Genomic DNA, 23,909 nt, shown 5'->3' with positions numbered 1-23,909 from the left:
GCTTTCTATCCGAACACGATACCCTATTTCCCTTCCCAAATGAAAGCATTAGATTACTTATCGTCAACAGTGCGCAGGGGTAGCACGTAATTGGCCAGCTGCCAGCCCATGGCCAGGGCCGATTGCTCCGCCTCGTGCTGCGTGCTGCGATTTTCCAGATTGGCTTGCCGGACATCTTCAAAGCCGCACTTGCTCAGCACCAACTGTCCCTGCCAGCATCCCTCCGGCAGCTCGCAGGCGTAGGCCGAAATCAGGAAGCCATTATGGGTGGTGGGATTTGCATAGGACATGAGGCCTCCGTTGGATTGCCAGCGCCGCCGCGAACAGGAACCACGGCCGTCATTTCAGTATAGTCAGACTTAGTGTAACCGCAATGCGGCCCGAATCGCATGTAAATCAAGTACATACGCATCAGGCCACCTGAACAGGGGGCCCGCACGCATTGGCAGCGTTTGGCATCCTGTGCAAAAATATGCCCCTCGCCCCCCTCCCCCGCATTGCCATATGGACCCATACCATTTCCTCGTTGGCGAATTCAAGAAAAATACCCCCTTCATTCCCGCCACGGCCAGCGCGCAGCTGTTCGCCTGGTTCGCGCAGATAGGCGAATCCGTCGAGCGCTACGGCAACAAGCGCGGCAAGATCGTCAAGTTCTCACAGCGCAATTACGAGAAGATGCTGTTCGCGCCAGAGAACGACGGCATCGGACTGCTTTCGCCGCGCATCGTGCCGCCCGACGAAGCTGACGAGGCCGTCAACTGCGACGCGCAGGCCATGTATTTATCGGGCTCGTCGCTGATTCTGTCCATACGCGCCAGCAAGCTTGCGCTGGTGCCGTTGCTCGACGCCGCGCGGGCCATACCCGGCCTGTTTGACCATTGCGAATATGTGTACTGCTACGCTGAAACACAGGGCTATGGCACCGGCTACGCACTCGGCTACCGGCAGCTCGATGAGGCCCATCCGATGACCTTTGGCATCCCTTGTCCGGCAAATAACTGGGCCGCCATCAAGCGGCGCGGGCTGCAAGATTCGCACCTGCGCGATGTCTATCCCATCAATGGTTTCACGCAAGCCAGACTGGATGCGCTGCCGCCCGAGCGCCGGCAAGCGCTGCGCGACGCGATGCAAGCCCATGGCCGCTGCGAAGAGCATGCCGGCCTCACCTTCTGGCACCTGCAGCCCGGGGAACTGGACGCCGTCCGCGCCGCACTCAACACACACGCCATGCTGGGCGCCTACATCAACAACCGACACCCATGACCACACATTTATCGCTGCACTGCTATCTGCAGGACGCCGCCGCCGAGCGGCCCCTGCCCTGCTCCGACGTGACCATCCAGGCCGACCCGGCCACCTTGCGCGCCATCGCCCATTTTCTGCTGGCCAGCGCGGACACCTTTGAGCAGGCGCAAGAGCGCGCCGGCATGCACGCCCATCTGCAAGACGAGTGGGACGGCTGGCAGGACGACTTCCCCGACCTGGTCGTGGTGGCGGCCTAAGTAACCCCCAATAAATTATTGTGATTTCTGACTTCCATAACCGGCGCTCTGCGGCGTTGCCCGCTGCTAGCAGTGCTCGCACTGCGTCGCAGCGGGCGCCTTGCATAGCATCCGGTTCTGTTCGTCATAAATTCACAATAATTTCCTGAGGATTACTTAGCCTGGCGCCTGCGTCTGCGCGCGTCGGGTAACATACGCCACCTTTGCCACACAGAGAACACCCGATGTCCGATTTCCGAACCGCCCTGCCGGCGCTGCGCGCCGCCGTGCTGGCCGCCGCGCTGGCCAATTTGTCCGCCTGCGCCAGTCCGCCCGCGCACGAGGCGCTGTTCCTCGCCACCACCCTCACGCCCGCGCACTCCTTTACCAAGGGCATCGAAGGGCCGGCCGTGGATGCGGATGGCAATATCTATGCCGTCAACTTTGCGCGCCAGCAAACTATCGGCAAGGTCAGCCCCGGCGGAAGCGGCGAGGTGTACCTGACCCTGCCCGGCACCAGCATCGCCAACGGCATCCGCTTCGGCAGCCGTGGCCAGATGTACCTGGCAGACTACATGGAACACACGATTTACCTGGTCGACCCGGCCACGCGCGCGCTCACCATCCACGCGCGCGAGCCGCGCATGACGCAGCCGAACGACATCGCCATCACCAAAGACGACGTGCTGTATGCGAGCGACCCGAACTGGAAGGAAAACACGGGCCGCGTGTGGCGCATCGCGCAGGATGGCACGGTGACCCTGGCGCTCGACACCATGGGCACGGCCAACGGCATCGAGGTCAGTCCCGACGGCAAGATTTTGTATGTGAATGAAAGCGTGCAGCGCAATATCTGGATGTATGACATCGCCGCGGACGGCAGCCTGAGCGGCAAGCGATTGCTGATCAGGTTCGACGATTTCGGCATGGACGGCATGCGCGTCGATGTCGACGGCAATCTGTACGTGACGCGCTACGGCAAGGGGAGCGTGGTGAAATTGTCGCCACAGGGACGCATCCTGCGCGAAATCAGCGTGCCCGGCGCCAAGCCCAGCAACATCACCTTCGGCGGCCCCGATGGCCGCACGGCGTACGTGACGGAAGTGGTGCAGGGACGCCTGCTGCAATTTCGCGTCGACCGCCCGGGCCTGGAGTGGCAGCGGGCGCAGGAGCGGCGCAAGCCCGAATAGCCGAATGTCGGCTTACGCGCTTGCGCGCTAAGCCGACCTACGCTGCGCCACCATGCACGCGCAGTCTGGTAGGTCGGCTTAGCCGGAACGGCGTAAGCCGACAACATGGTTGGCCGCGACCGGGTCAGCGCGGAATGACGCGCTCCGCCTTCAACTTCTCGAACAGATTGAAGAAGGCATCCTGCGTATCCTGGTAATCGAGAAAGCCCGCCTTGCGGCTCTTGCCCATGTCCGTCATCACTTCCATCGGCCGCCCCAGGTCGGCATCCGTATGCCACCAGGAAGCCAGGCGGCTGATGTCAGCCTCCACCAGGCCATGCTGCTGCGCGATGGCACGCCATTGCGCGGGCGCATCCTGCATGCGCTCAGCCAGCGGCGCCATCGCCTCGGGCAGATCCGCCGCCTCGATGCCGAAGTAGGCGGCCAGGCGCGGCCACAGCCACTTCCAGCGGAACACGTCGCCATTGACGATATTGAAGTCTTCGTTGCGCGCGGCGGGGCTGTCGGCGGCCCACGCCAGGTGGCGCGCGATCTGGTCCGCGTCCGTCATGTCGGACAGGCCGTGCCACTGCGCGGATGAACCGGGAAAGACGAAGGGCGCGCCGCTGGCCTTGCACAAATTCGCATACACGGCCAGCGTCAGCCCCATGTTCATGGCATTGCCCAGCGCATAGCCGATGATGGTGTGCGGGCGGTGCACGCTCCACGTAAAGCCGTACTGCGCGGCCGCTTCAAACAGGCGGTCCTCCTGCGCATAGTAAAAATTCTCGACGTCCTGGCGCCCCTGCTCTTCGCGAAATGGCGTCACAGGCACGGTTCCCTTGCCATACGCATCGAACGGTCCCAGGTAATGCTTGAGGCCCGTCACCAGCGCCGCGTGGCGCAAGCGGCCGTTCGGCCCCAGCGCGGCCAGCACATTGGCCACCATGGCGCCGTTGACGCGGATGTTTTCCTGCTCGTTTTCCTGGCGCGCCCAGGCCGTGAAGAAGACGTGGCTGGCGTCCAGGCCCGCCAGCGCTGCAGCGACGGCCGCGCCATCCGTCGCATCGAGTGGCAAAGCCGTGCATCCAACGGGCACGGGCGTGCGGCCGCGCGAGACGCCCGTCACCTGCCAGCCCTGCGCCAGCAAATGCGTGGCCAGCTTGCTGCCGATGACCCCGCTGGCGCCGATGATGAGGGCGTGTTTTTGCATGAGTGAAAGCCTCCAAAAGAAAGAATCATCATATACGCGACTGAAATTCTTATCCGCGATACTATTTCACCTTATTCATGAATGGAATTCCCGAATCATGTTTTCATCCGAACATGTCAAGGGCCTCACGCCCTTCCTCGCCACGGCCGACGCGGGCAGTTTCACGAAAGCGGCCGAGCGCCTGCACCTGAGCAGCTCGGCCGTGAGCAAGAGCGTGGCGCGCCTCGAAGAACGGCTGGGCGTGCTGCTGTTCGAGCGCAGCACGCGCCGGCTGAAACTGAGCGACGCGGGCCGCGCCTACTACGCCACCTGCAAGCGCGTGCTGCAGGAACTGATGGATGCGGAAGACGTGCTGGCCGAACACGCGACGGAACTGGCGGGCAAGGTACGCATCGGCGTGCCCGCCGCGTACGGCCGTCTGCGCGTGATGCCGGCCCTGCTGGCGCTGTGCGCGCAGTATCCGCGCCTGCAGCCATCGATCGCCTTCAGCGACCGCTTCGTCGACCTGTTCGAGGAGCGCATCGATATCGCCGTGCGCATCGGCGCGCCCTCGCACTGGCCGGCGGCGCTGGGGCAGATGCACCTGGGCGACGAACAGTTGATCCTGTGCGCGGCCCCCGCCTATCTGGCGCGGCGCGGCACGCCCGCGTCCATCGCGGAGCTGGAGCAGCACGACTGCATCGCCTACGGTCGCGGCGACGGCTCGCCCATGCCGTGGCTGTTCCCCGGCGATAACGGCGGACAGGTGGAATACCGTCTGACGTCTCCCCGCATGACGGTGGGCGACGCGGAAGCGCGCACGGCCGCCGTGCTGGCGGGCCTGGGCGTGGCGCAGCTGGCCACCTGGCTGGTGCAGGAATACCTGGCGACGGGCGCCATCGTGGCAGTGCTGCCGGAACTGGCCACGCCCGGCTTGCCGCTGTACCTGGCGTGGCCACTGGCGCGCCAGCTGACGCCCAAGACGGGCACCCTGCTGCAGGAATTGCGGCAGCGGCTGACCATCAGCTAACGATATCGCTTGACCCTGACGCTACGTCAGGCGCGATTCTGCTTGCACGCACCCGGAAAGGAGTACGCCATGCTGTTGAAAATCGGTGAACTGGCCAAAATGACAGGCTTGAGCATCCGCACCCTGCACCATTACGACAGCATCGGCCTGCTCTCGCCTTCGGCGCGCACACCCGCTGGCTACCGCCTGTACCAGCACGGCGACATGGACCGGCTGCACCGGATCATGGCGCTGCGCAAGTTCGGGCTGTCGCTGGCCGATATCGCCAATGCCCTCGCCGGCCCGGCTCTGCCTTTGCATTCCATCGTGGCGCAGCAGATCGCCATGCTGGAGCGCCAGATCGCGCAGGCGTCCACCTTGCGTGTACGCCTGTGCACCCTGCAGGCGCAACTGGCGCAGGGGCAGGCGCCGGAACTGGCCGAGTGGTTCACCACAATGGAGTTGATGACCATGTACGACAAATACTTTAGTCCCGAAGAACTGCAACAGCTGCCGCTGCTGTCGGACGCGGCCGTGGAACAGGAATGGAAGGAACTGGTGGCGCGCGTGCGCGCCGCCAGGGACGCGGGCGCCGGCCCCGGCGATGCACAAGCGCAGGCGCTGGCCACGCAATGGATGGTCAAGCTGGTGCGCGACACGGGCGCCCACCCGGGCCTGTTCGCGCGCCTGAACGACATGCACGCGCAGGAGCCATCGATGCAAGCGACGACCAGCATCGATGCGGAGGTGATGCGTTTCATCCTCGCCGCTTTCAATGCCTCGCGCATGGCGCTGTACAAGCCTTTCCTCGACGAACAGGAATATGCGCACCTGGTGGCCAATTACGGCAAGCGCTCGGGCGAGTGGCCGGCCCTGATCGCCGCCGTGCGCGCCGCCATGGATGCGCGCACGCCGCCCACCGACCCGGCCGTGCTGCAACTGGCGCGGCAGTGGCTGGAACTGTTCCGCTCGTATGCGGGCACGAACCCGGCCACGCAGCTGAAATTCCGCCAGGCGCACCAGCAGGAACCACGGCTGATGGAAGGCAGCTTTGTCGACGGGGCCATGCTGCACTACCTGGGCGCGGCGATGGCTATCGTGGCGCAGGAGCGTCCCAAAGCATAGTTGACGTGTGGCCTCTCGTGGGCGGGGCCATGTAGAATCGGCCTTCGCCCACGAGAGGAAAAACCGATGCGCCGCTATGTGCCACGTTCATTGCTTGTATGTCTGTCCCTGCCCGCCCTGAATCTGGCCATGGCGGCCGAGCCGCCCGTGCAAGGGGTGTGGCAGGGCACTCTGGGCAAGGCCAATATCGTGGCCTGCTTCAACCAGCCCAGCCCCACGCAAGGGTCTGACCGCAGCGGCAATTATTACTACACGCGCTACAAGACGCCGATCATGCTGGCCAAGCCGAACGGTAAAATTCTGTGGCAGGAGCTCGACGCCAAGGGCGACACGACGGGCACGTGGAGCCTGGACGCGCCACAAGATGGCAAAGTCACCGGCACCTGGACGGAGCCGAAAAGCGGCAAGACGCTGCCCCTGGCCTTGACCCTGCTGGAAGCGGCGGGCGACCGCGAGCAGCCATCCTGCGCCAGCGATGCCTACAACCTGACGCTGGAAGCGTTTCCCAACATCAAAACGAGCAAACCCATCGCCTTCGAAGGCAAGCAATACCGTAACCTGCAAATCGGCGACACCATCACGGTGGAATTGATCGCGCCCGGCGATGGCGTGGCGAAAATCAATGCGCAGCTGCGCGCCGTGCTGGCAAAAAGTAAAAAAGACCTGGCCGACTTCTATGCCACGCGGCGCGAATACCTGGGCCGCAACGGTTTCACGACGGAAGACGAAGTGTATGCGGAGCCGACCTACTGGTCGCCGCGCTGGGTGACGGTCAAGTTCTACCGCTGGCCGGCCGGCTATGGCGCCCGCGGCATCTCCATCAAATTCCGCACCTGGGACGTGAAAACGGGCCAGGAAACGGACGTGTGGAACTGGTTTGGCGCCAGCGCCAGCGACGGCGACGACAAGGCCGAATTGCCGGACCGCCTGCGCCAGGCCCTGTACAAGGACGTGAAGATCGACGCCGAGTGCAAGGGCACGGATTACGACGGCCGCGGCCGCTTTCACCTGTCCCTGAAGCCGGAAGGTGTGTCGTTCTGGGAAGACGCCAACGGCAGCGGCTGCGAAAACGATTTTCTGCTGCCCTACAGCAAGGTCGGCCCCTTCCTCACCGTCAAGGGCCGCGCCGCGCTCAGCGATCTATTGCCGAAGAACTAGCCACCACCACCTCTGCGACCATCTCCGCCGTCGCCGCCGCCAGGGTCCAGCCCAGGTGGCCGTGGCCCGTGTTGTAGTACACGCCCGGCGCCTTGCCCGGCCCCACCTTCGGCAGCATGGCCGGCAGCATGGGGCGCAAGCCCGCCCACGGGATCACCTTGCGCGTATTGATGCCGGGAAAACACTGCTCGACCCACTGCAATAGCGGGCGGATGCGGTCGGCGCGGATGTCATAGTTGACGCCGTTGAATTCGGCCGTGCCCGCCACCCGTAGCCGGTCTTCGCCCAGGCGGCTGCTGACCAGCTTGGTGGCGTCGTCAAGCAGGCTGACCTTCGGCGCCGCCGCCCGGCTGGCCGCATCTTCAAACTGCACGGTAATCGAGTACCCTTTCACGGGATACACATTCACATGGTCGCCGAGCATTGCCGCCAGGGCGCGGCTGGCCGTGCCCGCGCAGATGACGGCGGCGTCGAACAGGGTACTGTCTTCACCCATGGAAACGCGCACCTTGCCGTGCTCGCGCGCCAGCGCCGTCACCTGCGCACCGTAGCGGCACGCCACGCCAAGGCGGGCGCAGGCGTCGGCCAGGCCGCTGGTGAATTTGTGGATGTCGCCCGTGGAATCGCTGTCCGTGTAGTAGCCGCCGTAAAAGTCGCCTTGCAAGGTAGGCTCGATGGCGCGCATTTCCTGCCGCGTGACGGCGCGCCGCTGCAAGCCGCCCTGCGCCAGCAGGCGCGACACGCCGGCCGCCCGCTCGAAGCCGCGCTGGTCACGGTAGACATGCAGGATGCCGGCGCGGCGGTGGTCGAAGTCGATACCTTCTTCTTGCGCCCAGGCGAACAGGTGTGCGCGCGCAGCGATCGCCATGCGCGCCGTGGCGATGGTGTTGCGCTCGTAGTCCGGCATGGCGGCGAGAAACTGCGCAAACCAGCTCAGCTTGTGCCAACTGGGCCATGGATGGAGCAGCAGGGGCGCGTCGCGCCGCACCATCCATTTCAGGGCATTCACAATCGTCGCCTTGTGATTCCACACTTCCGCGTGCGAGGCCGACAATTGCCCGCCGTTCGCATACGACGTTTCCATGGCCGCATAGCGGTGGCGCTCGATCAGGGTGACATTGACGCCCCGTTTCGCCAGCGCGTAAGCGGTGGTGACGCCCGTGATGCCGGCGCCCAGCACGGCCACCCGCGTCATCGTGGCGACACCTTGTGCACGACGGTATCGCCCGCCTGCAAGACGCGCCCATCCTCGCCCAGCACATCCATGCGGCGCACGGGCAAGCTTGAGGCGCGCTGCAGCAGGGTCGAGTGCGCCTCGCCCGCTTCGAACAATTGCGCCTCGCTCCACTGGCGCAGGCCGACGACGACGGGAAACAGCGCCAGTCCCTTGGGCGTCAGCACGTATTCCTGATACGCCGTGCCATCCGAGGCGGGGGCAACCGTAAAGATGCCCTCTTCCACCAGGGTGTGCAGGCGGTCGGCCAGAATGTTCTTCGCCACGCCCAGGCTTTTCTGGAATTCCCCGAACCGGCGCATGCCGTCGAAGGCATCGCGCACGATCAGGAGCGACCAGCGCTCGCCGATCGCGTCGAGCGCGCGCGCCACGGGACAGGGGTCGGTTTTCAGGCTCTTGCGCTTGGCCACGGGCATTCTCCAGGATTGACTGGTTGCATTTTAAAACTTCCCGGCGTAGACTCCAACTAGTTTTAATTTGAAACCACTTGATTGACACTCCATGCGCGATACAAACCTCCCCATCACGACAGCACTTCCCCCCACCCTCGTCTGGCTGTTTGCCACGGCGGCCGGCCTCAGCGTGGCCAATGTGTATTACGCCCAGCCCTTGCTCGCCACCCTGGCGCACGAATTCGGCATGACGGAAGCGGCCAGCGGCATGGTCATCACGGCCACGCAGCTCGGCTGCGCGCTGGCCCTGCTCTTGCTGGTGCCCTTGGGCGACATGCTGAGCCGGCGCCGCCTGACCCTGTTCCAGCTGGGCTTGCTGGCCGTCACGCTGGCGGCGCTAGCCTGCGCCCGCTCCACGACCGCCTTACTGGGCGGCATGCTGCTGGTGGGCTTGCTGGGTACGGCCATGACGCAGGGCTTGATCGCGTATGCGGCCAGCGCCGCGGCCAGCCACGAGCGGGGCCGTGTGGTCGGCATGGCGCAGGGCGGCGTGGTGATCGGCCTGCTGCTGGCGCGCACCCTGTCCGGCGTGGTGGCAGATCTCGCCGACTGGCGGGCCGTGTATATTGTTTCGGCGGCCATCGCCTGCGCCCTGCTGCTGCTGCTGTGGCGCAAGCTGCCACCGGCGCAACCGTCGCATCAGAAGCTGGCCTACGGCGCGCTGCTCGCCTCGATGCTGGACATGCTGCTGCACAACAAGGTGCTGCGCGTGCGGGGCATGCTGGCCCTGCTGATGTTTGCCGTCTTCAATATTTTCTGGAGCGCCCTGGTGCTGCCATTGACGGCGCAAGGCTATAGCCATGCGGCCATCGGCGCGTTCGGCCTGGTCGGCGTGATCGGGGCGCTGGGCGCGGCACGCGCCGGGGCACTGGCGGACGGGGGCCGCGCGCAGTGGACGACGGGCGCGGCCCTGTTGCTGCTGCTGGCCGCGTGGCTGCCGCTCGGTTTTGCCGGTACGGCCCTGTGGCCCCTGGTCGTCGGCATCATCGCGCTGGACCTGGCGGGCCAGGCCATCCACGTAACCAATCAAAGCCTGATTTTCAAACAGGACAGCGACGCGCACAGCCGCCTGGTGGCGTGCTACATGCTGTTTTACGCGGTGGGAAGCGGTATGGGGGCAATTGCCGCCACCAGCGTGTATGCGCTGGCGGGCTGGCATGGGGTATGCGCGCTGGGCGCGGCGGTCAGCTTGCTCGCCCTGCTATTCTGGCGGCTGACCTTGCCTGCTGAAAAAGCTGAGAGCGCCTAACAGAACCGTAGCGAGCGGCAGTGAGTTGCGGCTGAGAAGCGCAGCTGTGCGGATGCACAGTGAGCATCGGAGGCCGCAAATCGCGACGCGCAGTAGGTTATGTTAGGTGCTTAGTTCAGCAGGGCCGTGGCGGAGCCGTGACGATAGGTTTTCAGCGCATCTGGCTGGATCTGGATCAACGAACCGCTGACTTTGATCAAATGCAAATCCGTCAGCTGGTGCAGCACGCGCGACAGGGTGGCGGGCGCCAGGTTCAGGAACGATGCCAATAAACTTTTCTTCAGGTCCAGCTTGACCTCGTTCGAACGCTGCTGGTCCGAGGCCTGCAGCAGGTACTCGACCACGCGCTGGGTGGCGTTCTGCACGGAGCAGCGCTCCACGTTGCGGATGAAACCCATCAGGTGGTGCGACAGACTGTTCATCATCTGGCGCGCGATACGCGGCGACTGGTCCAGCAGGCGCAGCAGCGCGTGCGGCGGGATGCGCAGCAGCAGGCAGTGTTCGAGCGCTTCGGCGCAGAACGGGTACGGTTCATCGAGGAAAATCATGGCTTCACCAAAGCTCTGGCCCGGGCGGATCAGTTCCAGTACCTTGTCGGTACCTTCCATGGAAAACACGCTCAGCTTGACGAGGCCGAAGACCACCACGTAGGCGCCTTCCGCCACTTCGCCCTTGCGGAACAGCACTTTGCCTTTTTCCACTTCGACGCGCACGACATCCTGGCGCAATTGTTCTAATTGCGAAGGGGAAATATGGCGGAACAGAGCCTGGCTCGATAGCAAGCCATCGACGTTGACCTTATGCATGACACTCTCTTATTAGATTAGCGAATGACTAAGAGTGTAATGCGCAGGCACCGTCAAGGCCATACGTCAAAGGAACTAGGGTTGTCTAGGCCGGAACGCCATGCAGATCAAACAATCGCGCATTCCTTGCCGTGTATTTGCGCTTTGTTTGATCTTTATTTACTCAATTCGCGCTCGACCGCGTAGACGGCGATCTGCACGCGGCTGCTGAGCTTGAGCTTTTTGAGGATATTCTGCACGTGGATTTTCACCGTGCTTTCGGCCACGTCCAGCTGGCGCGCGATTTCCTTGTTGCTCAGTCCTTGCGCCAGGCACGCCATGGCTTCGCGTTCGCGCGGCGTCAGCTTGTCATAGTCGGCCTGTGGCGCGTTCTGTCCCGCGCGGAACTGCGACACCAGCTTGGCCGTCATGGCGTCGGCGATCACCGATTCGCCGGCGGCGGCGCGGCAAATGGCCTGACCCAGCTGCTCGGCCTCGATATTTTTCAGCAAGTAGCCACGCGCGCCCGCGCGCAGGGCCGCGCCCAGGTCGGCCGCGTTTTCCGACACGGTCAGCATCAGTACCACCCTCTGCGGCATGTCCTGCAAGATCAGCTGCAGCGCCTCGACGCCGGTCACGCCGGGCATGTTCAAGTCCATCAGCACCACGTCGGGCTGCAGCTCGGCCGTCAGGCGCACGCCGTCCAGCCCGTTCGATGCCTCGCCCACCACCTGGAATAGAGGATTGCGCTGCAACAGCAGCTTGACGCCGCTGCGCAGCAAGGTGTGGTCGTCGACCAGCAGGATTTTGATTGGTGCATTCACTATGTTTGTTGCCTGATAAGGATAAGTCATCTGTTACGCGGCCTGGCGCCGGGCCGCCGGCAAGGCCAGCGAGATCGTCGTGCCGCCGCCGGGCGTGCTGTCGATGGCAAATTGCGCACCGAGCCGCTCGGCCCGTTCCTGCATGATACGCAAGCCGATCTGCAATTCCGTTTTCTTGTCGCGCAGGTTGGCGGCGAAGCCTTCGCCGTCGTCGCGCACCTGCAGCGCAAAATCGCGCCCGTTGACCACGCGCAGCGCCACGTTGCTCGCCTGCGCGTGCTTGCGGATATTCGACAGCGCTTCCTGTACGATGAACAGGATCTGCAACTGCTGCTCGGGCGCCAGCGGCGCGCCGTTGCCGCTCATGTCCAGCGTGCCGACGACGCCCGTCTGCAGCTCGAACTTGGCCAGCACTTCGGACAGTTTGCTTTCCAGGTCGCTGCCATGCCAGCGCGTGCGGAAATTGACCAGCAATTCGCGCACGTCCTGGTAGCTTTGCTCGACGCCCATGCGCATCAGCGGCAACACTTCGGCCGCCTCGTCGAGCTGGCCCCGGCGCACGGAATCGTCGAGCATCTGCACTTGCAAGCTGATGAAATTGAGGCTTTGCGCGATGCTGTCATGCAAGCCTTCGGCCAGCAGGCTGCGTTCGCGCGCCACGGCGAATTCCTTCTCGCGTGCGATCAGGCGCTGGTTTTCGATGGCGATGCCCAGGCTCTGGCCCAGGGTTTCCAGCCAGCCCTGCTGCTGCGCATGCACGGCTTGCGGGCGCGCAAAGTGCAGCGAAAAACTGCCCACCACCTGCTCGCGCGCGAGGATGGGAAAGACGGCGATGGCAATAAATCCTTCGTCCTGGCAACGGAAGCGCTGCAGCGCATCGACCTGACGGAAATCGCGGATCTGGATCACGCCCTGCGCCACGGCCGCGCCGCACAGGCAATCGTTGTTGCGGATGCAGTGTTCTTCTTCCACCATGGCATCGGAAATGCCCTCGTGCACGATGATGTGCACGGTGTCGTGCTGCGGATCGAGGATGCGCACGGTGCCGCCTTCGGCCTGCGCGAACTGCATCACGTGGCGCAGGAAGCCGCGGCACAGCGCATCGATGGCGTGCTGGCCTGCCAGCAAGGTGGAAATCTCATGCAGGGTGGCCAGCTGGCGTTCCTGCGCGGCGCTCAGGCCCGATGCGGCTTGCGCCAGACGGCGCTGGCGCCAGCGCGACGCTGGAAGTTGTTTGCGGGAAGGTTGACTGCGCGGCGCATGCATGAAGAACTCGAATCTGAAAAGTGGTGCGCCCGGCAAGCGCTGCGGCCTGCCGGGCAGATGATGGTTACAAATGGATCTCGGTGCCGAGCAGCTTGACGAACTGCGCCAGCCAGGCAGGATGCGCGGGCCAGGCCGGCGCCGTGACGAACTGGCCATCCGTGACGGCGTCCGTGACGGCGATGTCGGCATACGTGCCGCCCGCCAGTTTGACTTCCGGCGCGCAGGCCGGATAGGCGGAAATGCGCTTGCCGCGGATGACGTCGGCAGCGGCCAGCAACTGCGCGCCGTGGCAGACGGCCGCGACAGGCTTGCCCGCCCCGGCGAAATGGCGCACGGCGGCGATGACTTTCTCGTTCAGGCGCAGGTATTCTGGGGCGCGGCCGCCCGCGATCATCACGGCGTCATAGTCGGCCGGGTCGATCTCGTCGAAGCTGGCGTTCAGGGTGAACAGGTGGCCCGGCTTTTCCGTGTAGGTCTGGTCGCCCTCGAAATCGTGGATGGCCGTCTTGATCGTCTCGCCGCTTTTCTTGCCGGGACAGACGGCATGCACGGTATGACCGAGCATCAGCAGGGCCTGGAATGGCACCATCGTTTCATAATCTTCTGCAAAATCGCCGGTCAAAAACAGAATTTTCTTCGCTGCCATTTAGTTCTCCTATGAAAGATTAATCCCGCATCCCTGCCTGCAGAATGCACCGCAAGGCGTATCTTAGCGCGACTTGGCAGCCATACTGGATATTTATCAAACTTTTGCGCCTTGATCGAGGATTCTACAGGCTGAGACAGAATTATTTACAGGCTGGCCGGTCAAACTCGGACGCCCCTACTTGAAAGCCTGGCCATGAACACCACTACCAGCCTCCTTACCAGCCCCCTTGTTTCGCCCGCCCTGGTCCGTATCTTCGACCATTTTTCCGATGCGCAGCAGGCCCGCAGCGCCCTGCTCGACGATGGTTTCCCCGCACATGCGCTGCAGCTCGACACGGTCGACGACGAGGCCGTTCCCGTACAGGGCAAGGCCGCGTGGCGCGGCATGTTCCGCCTCGTCGTGACCATCAGCAACCCGCAGGAACGGGAAAGGGCACACGCCATCGTGCAGGCATGCAATGGATGCGACATCGAACAGCGCACGGCCAGCCACGCGGGCGGCCAGCGCGCAAGCGCACACGCGCTTGCAGGCTGACGTCCTCCCCCTGCGCGGCGAAATTATGGCAAGATCAGCGTTCCTTCATTCCACAGTGGAACTTGCCATGATTTTTGAAATTGCCCACATCCAGATCAAATCGGCCACGCACGCTGCCTTCGAAGCGGCCGTGACGAACGCCATCCCCCTGTTCCAGCGCGCACGCGGCTGCGAATCGATGCGCCTGGAGCGCTCGATCGAAAACGGCGACGCCTATCGCCTGGTCGTCGGCTGGACGACGCTGGAAGACCATACCGTGCATTTCCGCGGCAGCGACGATTTCCAGGCATGGCGCGGCCTGGTGGGTGACTTCTTCGCCGCCCCGCCCCAGGTCGAGCACATGAGCACGGTGGTGACGGGCTTCTGACGGGCTTTTAATACAGGCTGGCCGCACGGGTGGTGAACGCCCGCGCCGGCACCTTATGCGGCAGGATGGTGAAACACTTGCCGCAAATACGCGAGGAAGGTTTCATCCTTGCACAGGGTCTTGCCCGGCGAATCCGACAATTTCGCCACGGACTGTCCATTGCAGCGCACCAGTTTCATGACGATGTTGAGCGGCGTCAAACCGACGTCGTTGGTGAGATTGGTGCCAATGCCGAAGCCCGTCATGATGCGGTCGGCGAAGTGCTGGTACAGGGCGAAGGCCTTGTCCAGGTCCAGCCCATCGGAAAACACGAGGCGCTTGGTATTGGCGTCGATGCGCAGGGCCGCGTAGTGGGCCAGCGCCTTCTCGCCCCACTCGACGGGGTCGCCCGAATCGTGGCGCAAGCCGTCGAACAGCTTGGCGAAATACAGGTCGAAGTCGGCCAGGAAGGCATCCATACCGACCACGTCCGTCAGGGCAATGCCCAGGTCGCCGCGGTATTCCTGCACCCAGTCTTCCAGTGCCGCCTTTTGAAAATCGCGCAGGCGCACGCCGAACGACTGGAACGACTGCATGTATTCGTGCGCCATGGTGCCGATCGGCACGATACCGAGCTTTTTCGCCAGGTACACATTCGACGTGCCCTTGAAGTATTCCGGTACTTCCTGCGCCAGGCGTTGCACCACCTCGTCGTGCCAGGCGCCGGAAAAACGCCGGCGCACGCCGAAGTCGGAAAATTCGAACGGGTGCTTGCGCCGCGGCAGCTTGCCAAATTCCTTCACGGCCGCCACTTTCAAGCCCAGGCGGTGGCGCCCTTCGCGCATGGCCGCATCGAGGTCGAAGCGGCGGAAATACAGTTCGTTGATGATGTACAGCACGAAAATCTCAAAGCCCATCACGTGCACCTGCGGCCCGGCCGCATGCACGAGCAAGGTATCGCCATCCGTGCTGACGTCGATGAATTTGCGCTGGAAGCGGAACACCGTCAGAAAGTCGACGAAGTCGCTCTTCATGAAGCGCAGGGTGCGCAGATAGGCCAGCTCGTCGTCGGCAAATGACATCGCGCACAGGTGGTCGAGCTGTTCTTCCAACTCGCCCTTCAGTTCAGCCAGGGGAAAGGCGGTCGCGTTGCGGCAGACAAATTCATATTCGGTATGGGTATTCGGATGACCGTGCAGCAATGCTTGCCACATTGTAAATTTATACAGATCGGTTTCCAGCAAACTGCGCACTATCGGGGTCATGTGTGTTTTCTCCAACTTCCTGAAGCCAGAATAGTACGCCACCACAAGCATTTCAGCAGGGCGCGATGCACAAATGGCTCAGGCAGTTGCGTTCGCCAGCAATTCCGGCAAGACGTCGGCGGACGTGGCCAGCCGCGCGCCGCGCTCGCGCATGGCGGCCAGGAAGTCGCGCTGCTGGGCTGCGAAACCCGTGACGGGGCTCATGCAGTCCGTCAGCAAGACCAGCCGCGCCAGGGCCGGCTTGCCTTGCTGCGCTTCCAGGTAATCGGCGATGTGCTCGGTGCTGGCTTTCACGCAATGGCTGCCCGCCTCGCCGCAGAGGTAGAGTTGCTGCGCCGGCAGCAGGGTGTCGAGGAAGGCGCGGTTGAGCTGGGTGGCTGCATCCTGCGCATCGGGCACCTCCGCCATGACGGCCGAGTAATGCTCGGTCCACGGGTTGGAACCCTTGCTCAGCTTGGCCACCACTTGCAGATTGGCCACTTCCCAGGCGTTGTAGGCGGCGCGCACGGCCGCGTGGACATTCTGCCCCCAGCTGCCGATCTCGCAATGCACGGGCCACACCATCAATTGATAGCGCCCCGCTCGCTGCAAGGCATCGAGGTAGGCCAGCGCGCGCGGCAAGGCGCCGCCGGCGGCGGGCAGGAACAGACGGTCGCGCACCTGCTGCGCGCTGATCTGCGTAAATGGCGGCACAGCGCCGCCATCGCCCGTGCGCCAGAAGGCGGGGTGGGCGATGTCGTAGCGGTGGTGGGCGTCGAGCGTCACACTGATCTGCGTCAGGCCGCTGCCCCCATCACGGATCAGTTGCGCCACGCGCAACATGTCGGCATGGGCGCCGGGCACGGCCAGCGCCGGTGCGGCATCCTGCGGCAGCCAGGTGGCAGGCAAGTCGCAAAAATCGTTTTGCGGATCGATGACAAGCAGGTGCAGCTGGCGTTTCATGGCGGTCCTCGTGCGTGGCGGGAAGTTGCATGATAATGGCAACATCGCCATCACGCCAATCCAGGGCCCGCCATGCACCCTGCAAATCGCAATAACTTGCGTCTGAACAAGTCAGCTCAAGGGTGGAAGACATAACGGCGCTGACGCCGCTCGACCAGCTGCAATGCCACCTCGGACGCTTCGCTGACCGCTTCGGCTTCCGTGGCAAACGGATGGTCGGCCAGCACCCGGTGCTTTTTGACGATATTGTTCCTGTGCATGGGGTTGTTCGAGGGGGTGTACAGGGACACATAGGCGCCCCACAGTTTGCAACCGCGTAAGGGTTCCGCCGTGTAATTAATTTCATACGTATCAACGTACTTTATCGGCACGATGTTTGCTCCAAAAATGACATCCCCGGGTAGTCTGTCTCAACGGCCCTATCCGGCGTAGGGTTGGAATACATGCAATCGCGCTTGTTCAGGATACTCACTCACTTATCTGCTTTTTATTACGCGGCACAGGGAAAAACTGGAACGCATGCCTCATCTCAGGCATGGCGGCACGCCCACTGAAAGTATAGACGATGCGGAAAAAAATTATGAGAAGACAACTTCCTACTGAACACCCCTGGCGGTGGCCCTATTTCGCCGCTGCGACTGCGGGATGCATGGACCAGACGACGCTGAGGATTTTCCATTGGCCGTCGCGCTTGACCATCTGCCATGCTTCCACGCCATAGTTGGACAGCTTGTCGCCGACAAGGAATTCATAGTCGAAGTTGACCCATGCCACATGGCGGTCCTGGGTGATCTTGACGTTGTAGAATTTTTCTTCCGTGCGCTGGGGTTCGCGCTTGATGAAGTTGGCGAAACTGACGTAGCCGGCCGCCCCGACGCCGTCGAAGTGGACGTCCGTCGTATCGCGCATTTTCTTGATGAAACCGTCGTCGGCCGGCGCGGCGAACAGGATGTTTGTGTGCAGCATCAGCGACGACAGCAGCTTGACATCCTTGGCGATCAGGGCCGCCTGGAAGTCGGCGACGACTTTTTCGATGGCGCGGATATCCTCCGGCGTGGAGGCGTGGCGGCCCACGTGGGGCGGCGCAGGTGGCGCGGTCTGCGCCAGCGCCATGCCTGCTGAAAACAGCGAACATCCGAACAATACTGCGCTTGCCAGCTTGTGCATGGGGGACTTTCATGGCGAACGGCTCGCCGGGCTGGCACGGGGCGTGCCGCCGGCAAGCTTATGTCAACCATGGCAGATTGGCAATCCCCCATTGGAACTAGACAGCGGCAAACTCAGGCAGCCAGGGCCTCGATCGAGGCACGGCCCTTGGCGATCGCGCTGGTGACAGCCTCCTCGCCCATGGCCACGCCTTCGGCCTGCACGAACTCGATATCGGTGATGCCGATGAAGCCCAGCGCCGTGCGCAGATAGGTGCTCAGGTAGTCATACGCGGCGCCCGGGCCTGCGCTGTAGACACCGCCGCTGGCCGTGAAAATAACCGCTTTCTTGCCCGTGGCCAGGCCGACGGGGCCCGTCGCCGTGTACTGGAACGTGCGGCCGGCGCGCGCCACGTGGTCGATCCACGCCTTCAGGGTCGAGGGCACGGAAAAGTTGTACATGGGCGCGGCCAGCACCAGCACGTCGGCGGCCAGCAATTCATCGACGAGGGTATCGGACAAGCGCACGGCCGCTGCCGCCTGCGCGCTGCGCTGTTCGGCCGGCGTGAAGAAGGCGCCCATCACCTCTTCCGTCAGGTGCGGCACCGGTTGCGCGGCCAGGTCGCGTTCGACGACGCTGGCGCCTTGCGCGGCCAGTTTCGCGACAAATTCGCCGGACAATTGACGCGACAGGGAACCGTTGCTGCGCACGCTGCTATTGATGTACAAGACCTTGCTCATGAAGTGCTCCTGTGAAAACGGGTGAAGGGATGGGCCGCATCGCAGCCCTTGCACACAGCATAATTCGGGTCTACCATCGATGAAACCGTGTAAATATAAATGATTAGCATCGAATTTTTAGATATGGAGTCGCCATGAGAGAACCGGGCCATCCTTCGCTCGACCAGTTGCGCGTGTTTGTCGCCGTCATCGACGCGGGCGGCTTCGCCCACGCGGCGCGCCAGCTGCACCGCACGCAGTCGGTGATCAGCTACACCATCGCCAACCTGGAAGAACAACTGAATGTGCTGCTGCTCGACCGTGGCAAGCGCAAGCCCACCCTGACGGACGCGGGCAAGGCCCTGCTGGCCGATGCGCGCGCCGTGGCCCTGAAGGTCGACGGCATGCGCGCGCGCGCCAAGGCGCTGGCCGGCGGGCTGGAGGCGGAAGTGTCGGTGGTGGTCGACGTGATGTTTCCCACCTGCGTGCTGGTGCGCGTGCTGGAGGCCTTCCAGGCGCAGTTCCCCACCGTCGCCCTGCGCCTGCGCATCGAAGCCATGGGCGCCGTGGCGCAGCTGGTGATGGATGGCAGCTGCCACATCGGCCTCGGTGGCTGGATGACGGCCACGGCCAGCGTCTTCGAGCGCCTGGCCGTCGGCCATGTGCGCCTGATTCCCGTGGCCGCGCCCAGCCATGCGCTGGCGCAGCTGGCAGGGCCGATTGCATCGAACGTGGCGCGCGAACACGTGCAACTGGTGCTCAGCGACCGCAGCGTGCTGACGCAAGGCCAGGATTTCGGCGTGCTGGGATTGCGCAACTGGCGCCTGGGCGACCTCGGTTCCAAGCACGCGCTGCTGCGCGCCGGCCTGGGCTGGGGCAACATGCCCGAAGCGATGGTGCGCGACGACTTGACAGAAGGCCGCCTGGTGCACCTGCCGCTGGCCGTCGACAATGGCGAGAATTACCCGATTTACCTGATCCAGCGCGCCGACACGCCGCCGGGCCAGGCGGGCAAGTGGCTGACGGAGCGCTTTGCGGAGCAATTGCCGTTGCTGGAACAGGTCTTCTAGAAGCGCGCGGGGACAGGTATCATGCCTCAACAAACCCCAAACAAATGCTGGGGTCAGACGGGGACGCCGAGACCCTCAACACCGCCAACGCAAAGCTTAGTGCCAACGTGTCCGGGGGGGGCTGCCCCCTATTTCAGATAAAACCTTGAAGAGATTTCACATGGCCGGCATCGACGACTTCATCAACAAACAAAAACCTGGCGCGCGTTTTGTCATCACGGCGCAGATGCTGCGCATGACGCCGCAGCAATTCGACTCGCTGGCGCAGGAATGGATGGAAGACGGCGGCCCCGGCTTCGACGTGGCCGGCATCCCGCACCGGGTGGTCGTCAACGGGCAGTTTTATATCGGCCGGCTCACCGTGCAGCGGCACGGCGAGCCCGCATAAGGGCTACTCGACGCCCAGCACGTGCAGGCGGCGGCGCAAACGCGCCACTTCTTCCGACAGATCCACCACCAGCGCGGCCAGTTCGGCGTTCGCGTCGAACACGGATTCGATTTCATGCAGGCGGCGCGCGCGCACCAGGTCCAGGCTGGTGAAGCGCCAGGCCGTCAGCTGCCCCGCCGGCGGGCCGTCCTGCAGCAGCACGCCCGTCTGCACGTGCTGCACCACCCAATCCGGTTCCACGGCGCAGGCGCGCGCCAGTTCCTCGAGGCTCAGGGCACGGTCTTCGAGCAATTCGCCAATTACCTTGTTTGTCATGATTTACCCTCCCAGCTTCTGGCGTGGATTGAAAGCCATCTCGCGCGCCATGGTTGCATACAGTTCGCGCGCCTTGTCATCGTTCGCCGGCGGCAGCACCACTTCCAGCAGCAGATACAGGTCGCCCGGCTGGGCGGCGGGAATGCCGCGCCCCTTCAGGCGCAGCTTGCGCCCTGTCTGCGAATTGGGCGGCACGCTGACGGACACCGTGCCCGATGGCGTGGGCACGTCGATGTCGCCACCCAGCGCCGCTTCCCACGGCGTGACAGGCACCGTCTCGAAGACGTCGCGCCCTTCCACCTTGTAGCGCGCATCGGGCCGGAAGCGGATTTCCAGGTACAAATCGCCGGCCGGCGCACCGCCGCTGCCCGGACTCCCCTGCCCCTTCATGCGCAGCTGCTGTCCTTCCGTGACGCCTTTCGGTATCGTCACTTCCAGCGTGCGCTCGCGCGTCACCACATGGCCCTGTGCATCCGCTTCGGGCACGCGCATGACGATGTGGCGCCTGGCACCGTGATAGCTATCGTGCAAATCGATGGTGATGGCGGCGTGGCTGTCATCGCCCTGCATCTGGAAACTGCCGCCGGCGCGGCGCCGCCCGCCCACGTGGGCGAACAGGTCGGCAAAGAAGTCGCTGTCGTCGGCGCCCGACGATTCGTAGCCCGCACCCCAGTCCGGCGGCGGACGGAATGGTTGCCCCTGCGCGCCCTGGTTACGGCCCAGCTCATCGTAGGCGGCGCGCTTTTCCGCATCGCCCAGCACGCCGTAGGCTTCATTGAGGGCCTTGGTGCGCTTGTCGGCGTCCGCTTCCTTGCTCACGTCGGGGTGGTATTTGCGTACCAGCTTGCGGTACGCCTTCTTGATCTCGGCCTCAGTCGCCGTCTTCTCGACGCCAAGCTCCTTGTAGTAGTCCTTGTATTCCACCGTGCTTGCTCCCCATGGTTGAACTGTCTATGAGAAGAGTACACGAATTGGCGCCGGCAGCGCGCGCGCGCAATACAACACCGCCCGCGAGGCACGGAGCCCGCGGGCGGCGAAATGGCAGCGGAAAACGCCTAGCGCACGCGGCGCACCGAGGAAATGCGGCGGTCGAGGCCACCGTGCAGGCGGCCGTAGCTGCCTGGTCCCATCACCACGCAACGGCCGCGGAAATTGGCATCGACGCAAAATTCCCAGCGGCCGTAATTGACGACGATCGATTCGGCGCGGTCGTTGAAACCATAGCGGCTCAAGTCATGCACTTCGCGGTCCAGGCGCACGGGCCGGCCGCGCATGCCGGCGTCAGGGAACATCAGCACGGCGCCGTTCATGTCGGGACGGTGGCCGCCGCCGTGGCCGGGATAACCGGGATGAGGACGTTCAGGCTCCGGACGCGGAGGGCGCGGCGGGTAGGGACGGTGATCGGGGCGGTGGCCGCCGCCATGGCCCGGGCGCCCCGCTTCGCGCACCGAAGAGATAGCGTCGTTCATGCCCGGCATGCTGCCGTAGCGGCCCGGTCCCAGGGTGCGGCAGTTGCCCCGGTAATTGGCGTCCTTGCACACTTCCCAGGTACCCGAGCGCACGATCACGCTCGAGGTCTTGTCGTTAAATCCCATGCGCGACAAATCGCCCGCATCGGAACGCAGGGTGACGGGACGGCCACGGAAACCGGCATCCTCGAACAGGGTGATTTCGCCCGCAAATGCGGCCAGGGGGGCGAGGAAGGTGGCGGCGCACAACAGCGCGGGCCGGAAAGATCGAACCATGGCAACTCCAATACTGAGACATTTTCGCCAGTGTAGTCCAGGCGGCAGGCGGCGAGTGTAACAAAGGGAAAACAAATGTCAGCGCACGGCAGCGAATGTAAAAACCGCCTGGCGGGATGCTCCCGGCAGGCGGCCTGTCTGCATGGCGGCAGAAGAAAATCAGCGCACGCGGCGCAGCGAGGAAATCTGGTTTTCCATGCCGTTCAGGCGACCATATTCGCCCTGCCCGATCACTTCGCAGCGGCCACGGAAGTTCGAATCGCTGCACACTTCCCACTGGCCCTCATTGACGACGATGGACGAGGCGCGGTCATTGAAATTGAAGCGCACCAGGTCTTCCGCATTGCGGTCCAGCGCCAGCGGTTCGCCGCGCATGCCCGCCTCGGGGAACAGCAGGACGGCGCCGCGCTGCTGGTACTGCGGCTGCTGGTATTGCGGATACGGCTGCTCGTACTGCGGCCGCTGGTACTGATTCTCATATCGCTGCTGGCGGCGCGCTTCGCGCTCGTCGACCATGCGCGCCGACGAGACGCGCCCTTCAAGGCCGCGCCCCAGGTCGTCGTGGCGGCCGGGGCCGAAGATGCGGCACACGCCGTTGTAGTTCGAATCGCTGCACAGCTGCCAGTAGCCGTTGTGGATGACGATGCTGGTGGTGCGGTCGTTGAACCCGATGCCGACGAAATCGTCCGTATCGCGATTCAGGCGCGCCGAGCCGCCATTCTGGCCCGCGCCCGAATACACTTCCAGGCTGCCGCCACGGCCGTAGCCGCCATTGCCGCGGTCCGGGTCGCGCCCCGGGCGTCCCGGATTGTAGCCATCGCCGCGGCCCGTTTCGCGCACCGAAGTGATGGCGTCGTTCATGCCCGGCAACGAGCGGTATTCGCCTGGTCCCAGGCTGCGGCAGTTGCCGCGAAAACCGGAATCCGTGCACACATCCCAGGTGCCCGAACGCACCATGATGCTCGACACCTTGTCGTTGAAGCCAAAGCGCGACAAATCGTCCGTCGTCTCGCGCAGGTTCACGGCGCGGCCACGGAAATTATCGTCTTCGAACAGGGTGATCTCGCCCGCGTGGGCCGCGGCATGCGTCCCCAGCGAGAGCAGCAAGGTCGCCGCGCATGCCAGCGCGTGTTTGAAAGGGCCCGTCATGATTAACTCCATTCTTCATTCTTTGGTGATGATTCGCCTGGCTGTTGCGCCAGGGTGTTAGTGTAACAAATACAAGGCCACGTCGATGGCCCGATCGCACGCTCAATACAGGCGGCGCAGCGAGGAAATGCGCTTTTCCAGCGTCGCGCCCAGGATTTCATACTTGCCCGGTCCCATGCGCTCGCAGCTGCCGTTGAACTGCGAATCGGTGCACATTTCCCAGGTGCCTTCGTTGACGACGATGGACGCGGCCTGGTCGTTGAAGTTCATGCGCACCAGGTCGCTGACGTCGCGGTTCACCTGCAGCCCGGGTCCCTTCAAAAAGGCACGGCCGTACAGCACCACCTGGCCTGCGTCATTTTGCGGACGGTTCTCTTCGCGCGGATCGACCAGGCGCGCCGACGACACGCGCCCATTCAGGCCGCCCAGGTCATCGTGGCTGCCAGGCCCGAACACGCGGCAGCTGCCGCGGTAGTTGGAATCGCTGCACAGCTGCCAGTAGCCATGTTCGACGCGCGCGCTGCTGGCGCGGTCGTTGAAGCTGATGTCGACCAGGTCGTCGCGGTCCGCGTTGATGCCGGCCGACGCGCCGCGCTGGCCGCCATCGGCATACAGTTCCAGCGCCGCGCGGCGGCCCCCCCCCCCCCCGCCCCCCCCCAAGCCCCCCGGTGTAATATTTTGGGTGAATCCCCGCCGC

Annotated in this window: 29 protein-coding genes; 11 read left to right on the top strand and 18 right to left on the bottom strand. The window is 63.9% G+C overall.

All coding sequences use genetic code 11. The features are described 5' to 3' along the window. Window positions 1-53: 53 nt before the first annotated feature. Window positions 54-290 carry a hypothetical protein gene (locus tag AC54AF_RS24405; RefSeq protein WP_282406083.1) on the bottom strand — a complete coding sequence of 79 codons (237 nt, stop codon included), beginning with the start codon at window positions 288-290 and terminating at the stop codon, window positions 54-56. Window positions 291-504: 214 nt separating this feature from the next. Here AC54AF_RS24405 and AC54AF_RS24400 point away from each other — a divergent pair, with 214 nt between their 5' ends. From AC54AF_RS24400 to AC54AF_RS24390, 3 genes are all read left to right on the top strand, one after another. Further along, a complete protein-coding gene (locus AC54AF_RS24400; protein WP_496638637.1) occupies window positions 505-1,263 on the top strand; it encodes a hypothetical protein in 759 nt (252 codons plus the stop codon). Continuing rightward, the gene (locus AC54AF_RS24395) at window positions 1,260-1,502 is read left to right on the top strand and encodes an Imm32 family immunity protein (protein WP_496638636.1); all 243 of its coding nucleotides are present in this window, start codon (window positions 1,260-1,262) and stop codon (window positions 1,500-1,502) included. Before AC54AF_RS24400 ends, AC54AF_RS24395 begins: the two co-directional genes overlap by 4 nt. A 224-nt stretch (window positions 1,503-1,726) precedes the next feature. Beyond that, window positions 1,727-2,671 (top strand): SMP-30/gluconolactonase/LRE family protein, encoded by a 945-nt coding sequence (locus tag AC54AF_RS24390; protein ID WP_496638635.1) that lies wholly within the window; start codon window positions 1,727-1,729, stop codon window positions 2,669-2,671. Window positions 2,672-2,795: 124 nt separating this feature from the next. Here AC54AF_RS24390 and AC54AF_RS24385 read toward each other — a convergent pair whose 3' ends face one another. After that, a complete protein-coding gene (locus AC54AF_RS24385; protein WP_496638634.1) occupies window positions 2,796-3,863 on the bottom strand; it encodes an SDR family oxidoreductase in 1,068 nt (355 codons plus the stop codon). Window positions 3,864-3,960: 97 nt separating this feature from the next. Here AC54AF_RS24385 and AC54AF_RS24380 point away from each other — a divergent pair, with 97 nt between their 5' ends. The 3 genes from AC54AF_RS24380 (at window position 3,961) to AC54AF_RS24370 (ending at window position 7,134) form a co-directional block, all read left to right on the top strand. Then, window positions 3,961-4,872, top strand: a complete 912-nt coding sequence (locus tag AC54AF_RS24380; RefSeq protein WP_496638633.1) for a LysR family transcriptional regulator — start codon at window positions 3,961-3,963, stop codon at window positions 4,870-4,872. A 69-nt stretch (window positions 4,873-4,941) separates the two neighbouring features. Continuing rightward, window positions 4,942-5,976, top strand: a complete 1,035-nt coding sequence (locus AC54AF_RS24375) for a MerR family transcriptional regulator (protein ID WP_496638632.1) — start codon at window positions 4,942-4,944, stop codon at window positions 5,974-5,976. 66 nt (window positions 5,977-6,042) lie between these two features. After that, window positions 6,043-7,134 (top strand): hypothetical protein, encoded by a 1,092-nt coding sequence (locus tag AC54AF_RS24370; protein ID WP_496638631.1) that lies wholly within the window; start codon window positions 6,043-6,045, stop codon window positions 7,132-7,134. On the opposite strand, the gene AC54AF_RS24365 is transcribed toward AC54AF_RS24370, so the two are convergent. Beyond that, window positions 7,109-8,329, bottom strand: a complete 1,221-nt coding sequence (locus AC54AF_RS24365) for a D-amino acid dehydrogenase (protein WP_496638630.1) — start codon at window positions 8,327-8,329, stop codon at window positions 7,109-7,111. The two genes, AC54AF_RS24370 and AC54AF_RS24365, sit on opposite strands and share 26 nt — an antisense overlap. After that, window positions 8,326-8,778 (bottom strand): winged helix-turn-helix transcriptional regulator, encoded by a 453-nt coding sequence (locus tag AC54AF_RS24360; RefSeq protein ID WP_496638629.1) that lies wholly within the window; start codon window positions 8,776-8,778, stop codon window positions 8,326-8,328. Before AC54AF_RS24360 ends, AC54AF_RS24365 begins: the two co-directional genes overlap by 4 nt. 91 nt (window positions 8,779-8,869) lie before the next feature. Here AC54AF_RS24360 and AC54AF_RS24355 point away from each other — a divergent pair, with 91 nt between their 5' ends. Continuing rightward, window positions 8,870-10,069 carry an MFS transporter gene (locus tag AC54AF_RS24355; protein WP_496638628.1) on the top strand — a complete coding sequence of 400 codons (1,200 nt, stop codon included), beginning with the start codon at window positions 8,870-8,872 and terminating at the stop codon, window positions 10,067-10,069. Window positions 10,070-10,179: 110 nt separating this feature from the next. Here the strand turns inward: AC54AF_RS24355 and AC54AF_RS24350 are convergent, their stop codons facing one another. The 4 genes from AC54AF_RS24350 to AC54AF_RS24335 all read right to left on the bottom strand — a co-directional run bounded on the left by AC54AF_RS24350 (window position 10,180) and on the right by AC54AF_RS24335 (window position 13,590). Next, on the bottom strand, window positions 10,180-10,875 hold the full coding sequence (locus AC54AF_RS24350; RefSeq protein ID WP_092798371.1) for a Crp/Fnr family transcriptional regulator: 696 nt from the start codon (window positions 10,873-10,875) through the stop codon (window positions 10,180-10,182). Window positions 10,876-11,030: 155 nt separating this feature from the next. Further along, window positions 11,031-11,708, bottom strand: a complete 678-nt coding sequence (locus tag AC54AF_RS24345; RefSeq protein ID WP_496638627.1) for a response regulator — start codon at window positions 11,706-11,708, stop codon at window positions 11,031-11,033. Window positions 11,709-11,711: 3 nt separating this feature from the next. Next, entirely contained in the window at window positions 11,712-12,944 is a 1,233-nt protein-coding gene (locus AC54AF_RS24340; RefSeq protein WP_496638626.1) for a GAF domain-containing sensor histidine kinase, read from the bottom strand. Between the two features lie 64 nt (window positions 12,945-13,008). Further along, complete coding sequence (locus tag AC54AF_RS24335; protein ID WP_131689091.1) at window positions 13,009-13,590, bottom strand: DJ-1/PfpI family protein; 582 nt, start codon at window positions 13,588-13,590, stop codon at window positions 13,009-13,011. A 195-nt stretch (window positions 13,591-13,785) separates the two neighbouring features. Between AC54AF_RS24335 and AC54AF_RS24330 the strand changes: the two genes are divergently transcribed. Both AC54AF_RS24330 and AC54AF_RS24325 read left to right on the top strand, forming a co-directional pair. Further along, window positions 13,786-14,127 carry a hypothetical protein gene (locus AC54AF_RS24330; RefSeq protein WP_496638625.1) on the top strand — a complete coding sequence of 114 codons (342 nt, stop codon included), beginning with the start codon at window positions 13,786-13,788 and terminating at the stop codon, window positions 14,125-14,127. Between the two features lie 67 nt (window positions 14,128-14,194). Then, window positions 14,195-14,494, top strand: a complete 300-nt coding sequence (locus tag AC54AF_RS24325; protein WP_496638624.1) for an antibiotic biosynthesis monooxygenase family protein — start codon at window positions 14,195-14,197, stop codon at window positions 14,492-14,494. Window positions 14,495-14,547: 53 nt separating this feature from the next. On the opposite strand, the gene pncB is transcribed toward AC54AF_RS24325, so the two are convergent. From pncB to AC54AF_RS24300, 5 genes are all read right to left on the bottom strand, one after another. Next, on the bottom strand, window positions 14,548-15,738 hold the full coding sequence (gene pncB, locus AC54AF_RS24320) for a nicotinate phosphoribosyltransferase (protein ID WP_496638623.1): 1,191 nt from the start codon (window positions 15,736-15,738) through the stop codon (window positions 14,548-14,550). Window positions 15,739-15,816: 78 nt separating this feature from the next. Then, window positions 15,817-16,680, bottom strand: a complete 864-nt coding sequence (locus AC54AF_RS24315; protein ID WP_496638622.1) for a cysteine hydrolase family protein — start codon at window positions 16,678-16,680, stop codon at window positions 15,817-15,819. Window positions 16,681-16,796: 116 nt separating this feature from the next. Then, window positions 16,797-16,940 (bottom strand): hypothetical protein, encoded by a 144-nt coding sequence (locus AC54AF_RS24310; RefSeq protein WP_496638621.1) that lies wholly within the window; start codon window positions 16,938-16,940, stop codon window positions 16,797-16,799. 361 nt (window positions 16,941-17,301) lie between these two features. Beyond that, window positions 17,302-17,847 carry a nuclear transport factor 2 family protein gene (locus tag AC54AF_RS24305; protein WP_496638620.1) on the bottom strand — a complete coding sequence of 182 codons (546 nt, stop codon included), beginning with the start codon at window positions 17,845-17,847 and terminating at the stop codon, window positions 17,302-17,304. 113 nt (window positions 17,848-17,960) lie between these two features. After that, complete coding sequence (locus tag AC54AF_RS24300) at window positions 17,961-18,566, bottom strand: FMN-dependent NADH-azoreductase (protein ID WP_496638619.1); 606 nt, start codon at window positions 18,564-18,566, stop codon at window positions 17,961-17,963. 134 nt (window positions 18,567-18,700) lie between these two features. Here AC54AF_RS24300 and AC54AF_RS24295 point away from each other — a divergent pair, with 134 nt between their 5' ends. Both AC54AF_RS24295 and AC54AF_RS24290 read left to right on the top strand, forming a co-directional pair. Further along, window positions 18,701-19,615: a LysR family transcriptional regulator gene (locus AC54AF_RS24295; protein WP_496638618.1), complete on the top strand. Its 915-nt coding sequence runs from the start codon at window positions 18,701-18,703 to the stop codon at window positions 19,613-19,615. Between the two features lie 160 nt (window positions 19,616-19,775). After that, on the top strand, window positions 19,776-20,003 hold the full coding sequence (locus tag AC54AF_RS24290; RefSeq protein WP_496638649.1) for a hypothetical protein: 228 nt from the start codon (window positions 19,776-19,778) through the stop codon (window positions 20,001-20,003). Window positions 20,004-20,006: 3 nt separating this feature from the next. On the opposite strand, the gene AC54AF_RS24285 is transcribed toward AC54AF_RS24290, so the two are convergent. The 5 genes from AC54AF_RS24285 to AC54AF_RS24265 all read right to left on the bottom strand — a co-directional run. Continuing rightward, window positions 20,007-20,318 carry a chaperone modulator CbpM gene (locus tag AC54AF_RS24285; protein WP_034759737.1) on the bottom strand — a complete coding sequence of 104 codons (312 nt, stop codon included), beginning with the start codon at window positions 20,316-20,318 and terminating at the stop codon, window positions 20,007-20,009. Between the two features lie 3 nt (window positions 20,319-20,321). After that, window positions 20,322-21,242, bottom strand: coding sequence for a DnaJ C-terminal domain-containing protein (locus AC54AF_RS24280; protein WP_496638617.1), 921 nt, complete (start codon window positions 21,240-21,242; stop codon window positions 20,322-20,324). 131 nt (window positions 21,243-21,373) lie between these two features. Next, window positions 21,374-22,063 carry a beta/gamma crystallin-related protein gene (locus AC54AF_RS24275; protein WP_496638616.1) on the bottom strand — a complete coding sequence of 230 codons (690 nt, stop codon included), beginning with the start codon at window positions 22,061-22,063 and terminating at the stop codon, window positions 21,374-21,376. Window positions 22,064-22,222: 159 nt separating this feature from the next. Next, complete coding sequence (locus tag AC54AF_RS24270) at window positions 22,223-23,212, bottom strand: beta/gamma crystallin family protein (RefSeq protein WP_496638615.1); 990 nt, start codon at window positions 23,210-23,212, stop codon at window positions 22,223-22,225. Window positions 23,213-23,314: 102 nt separating this feature from the next. Beyond that, window positions 23,315-23,909 (bottom strand): beta/gamma crystallin-related protein (locus AC54AF_RS24265; protein WP_496638614.1); only part of this gene is annotated, 595 nt, incomplete at its 5' end.

This window comes from Janthinobacterium sp. JF4 (genome assembly GCF_059617925.1).
Note: the sequence above shows the minus strand (reverse complement) of the source record. Positions and strands in the feature narration are given on the sequence as shown.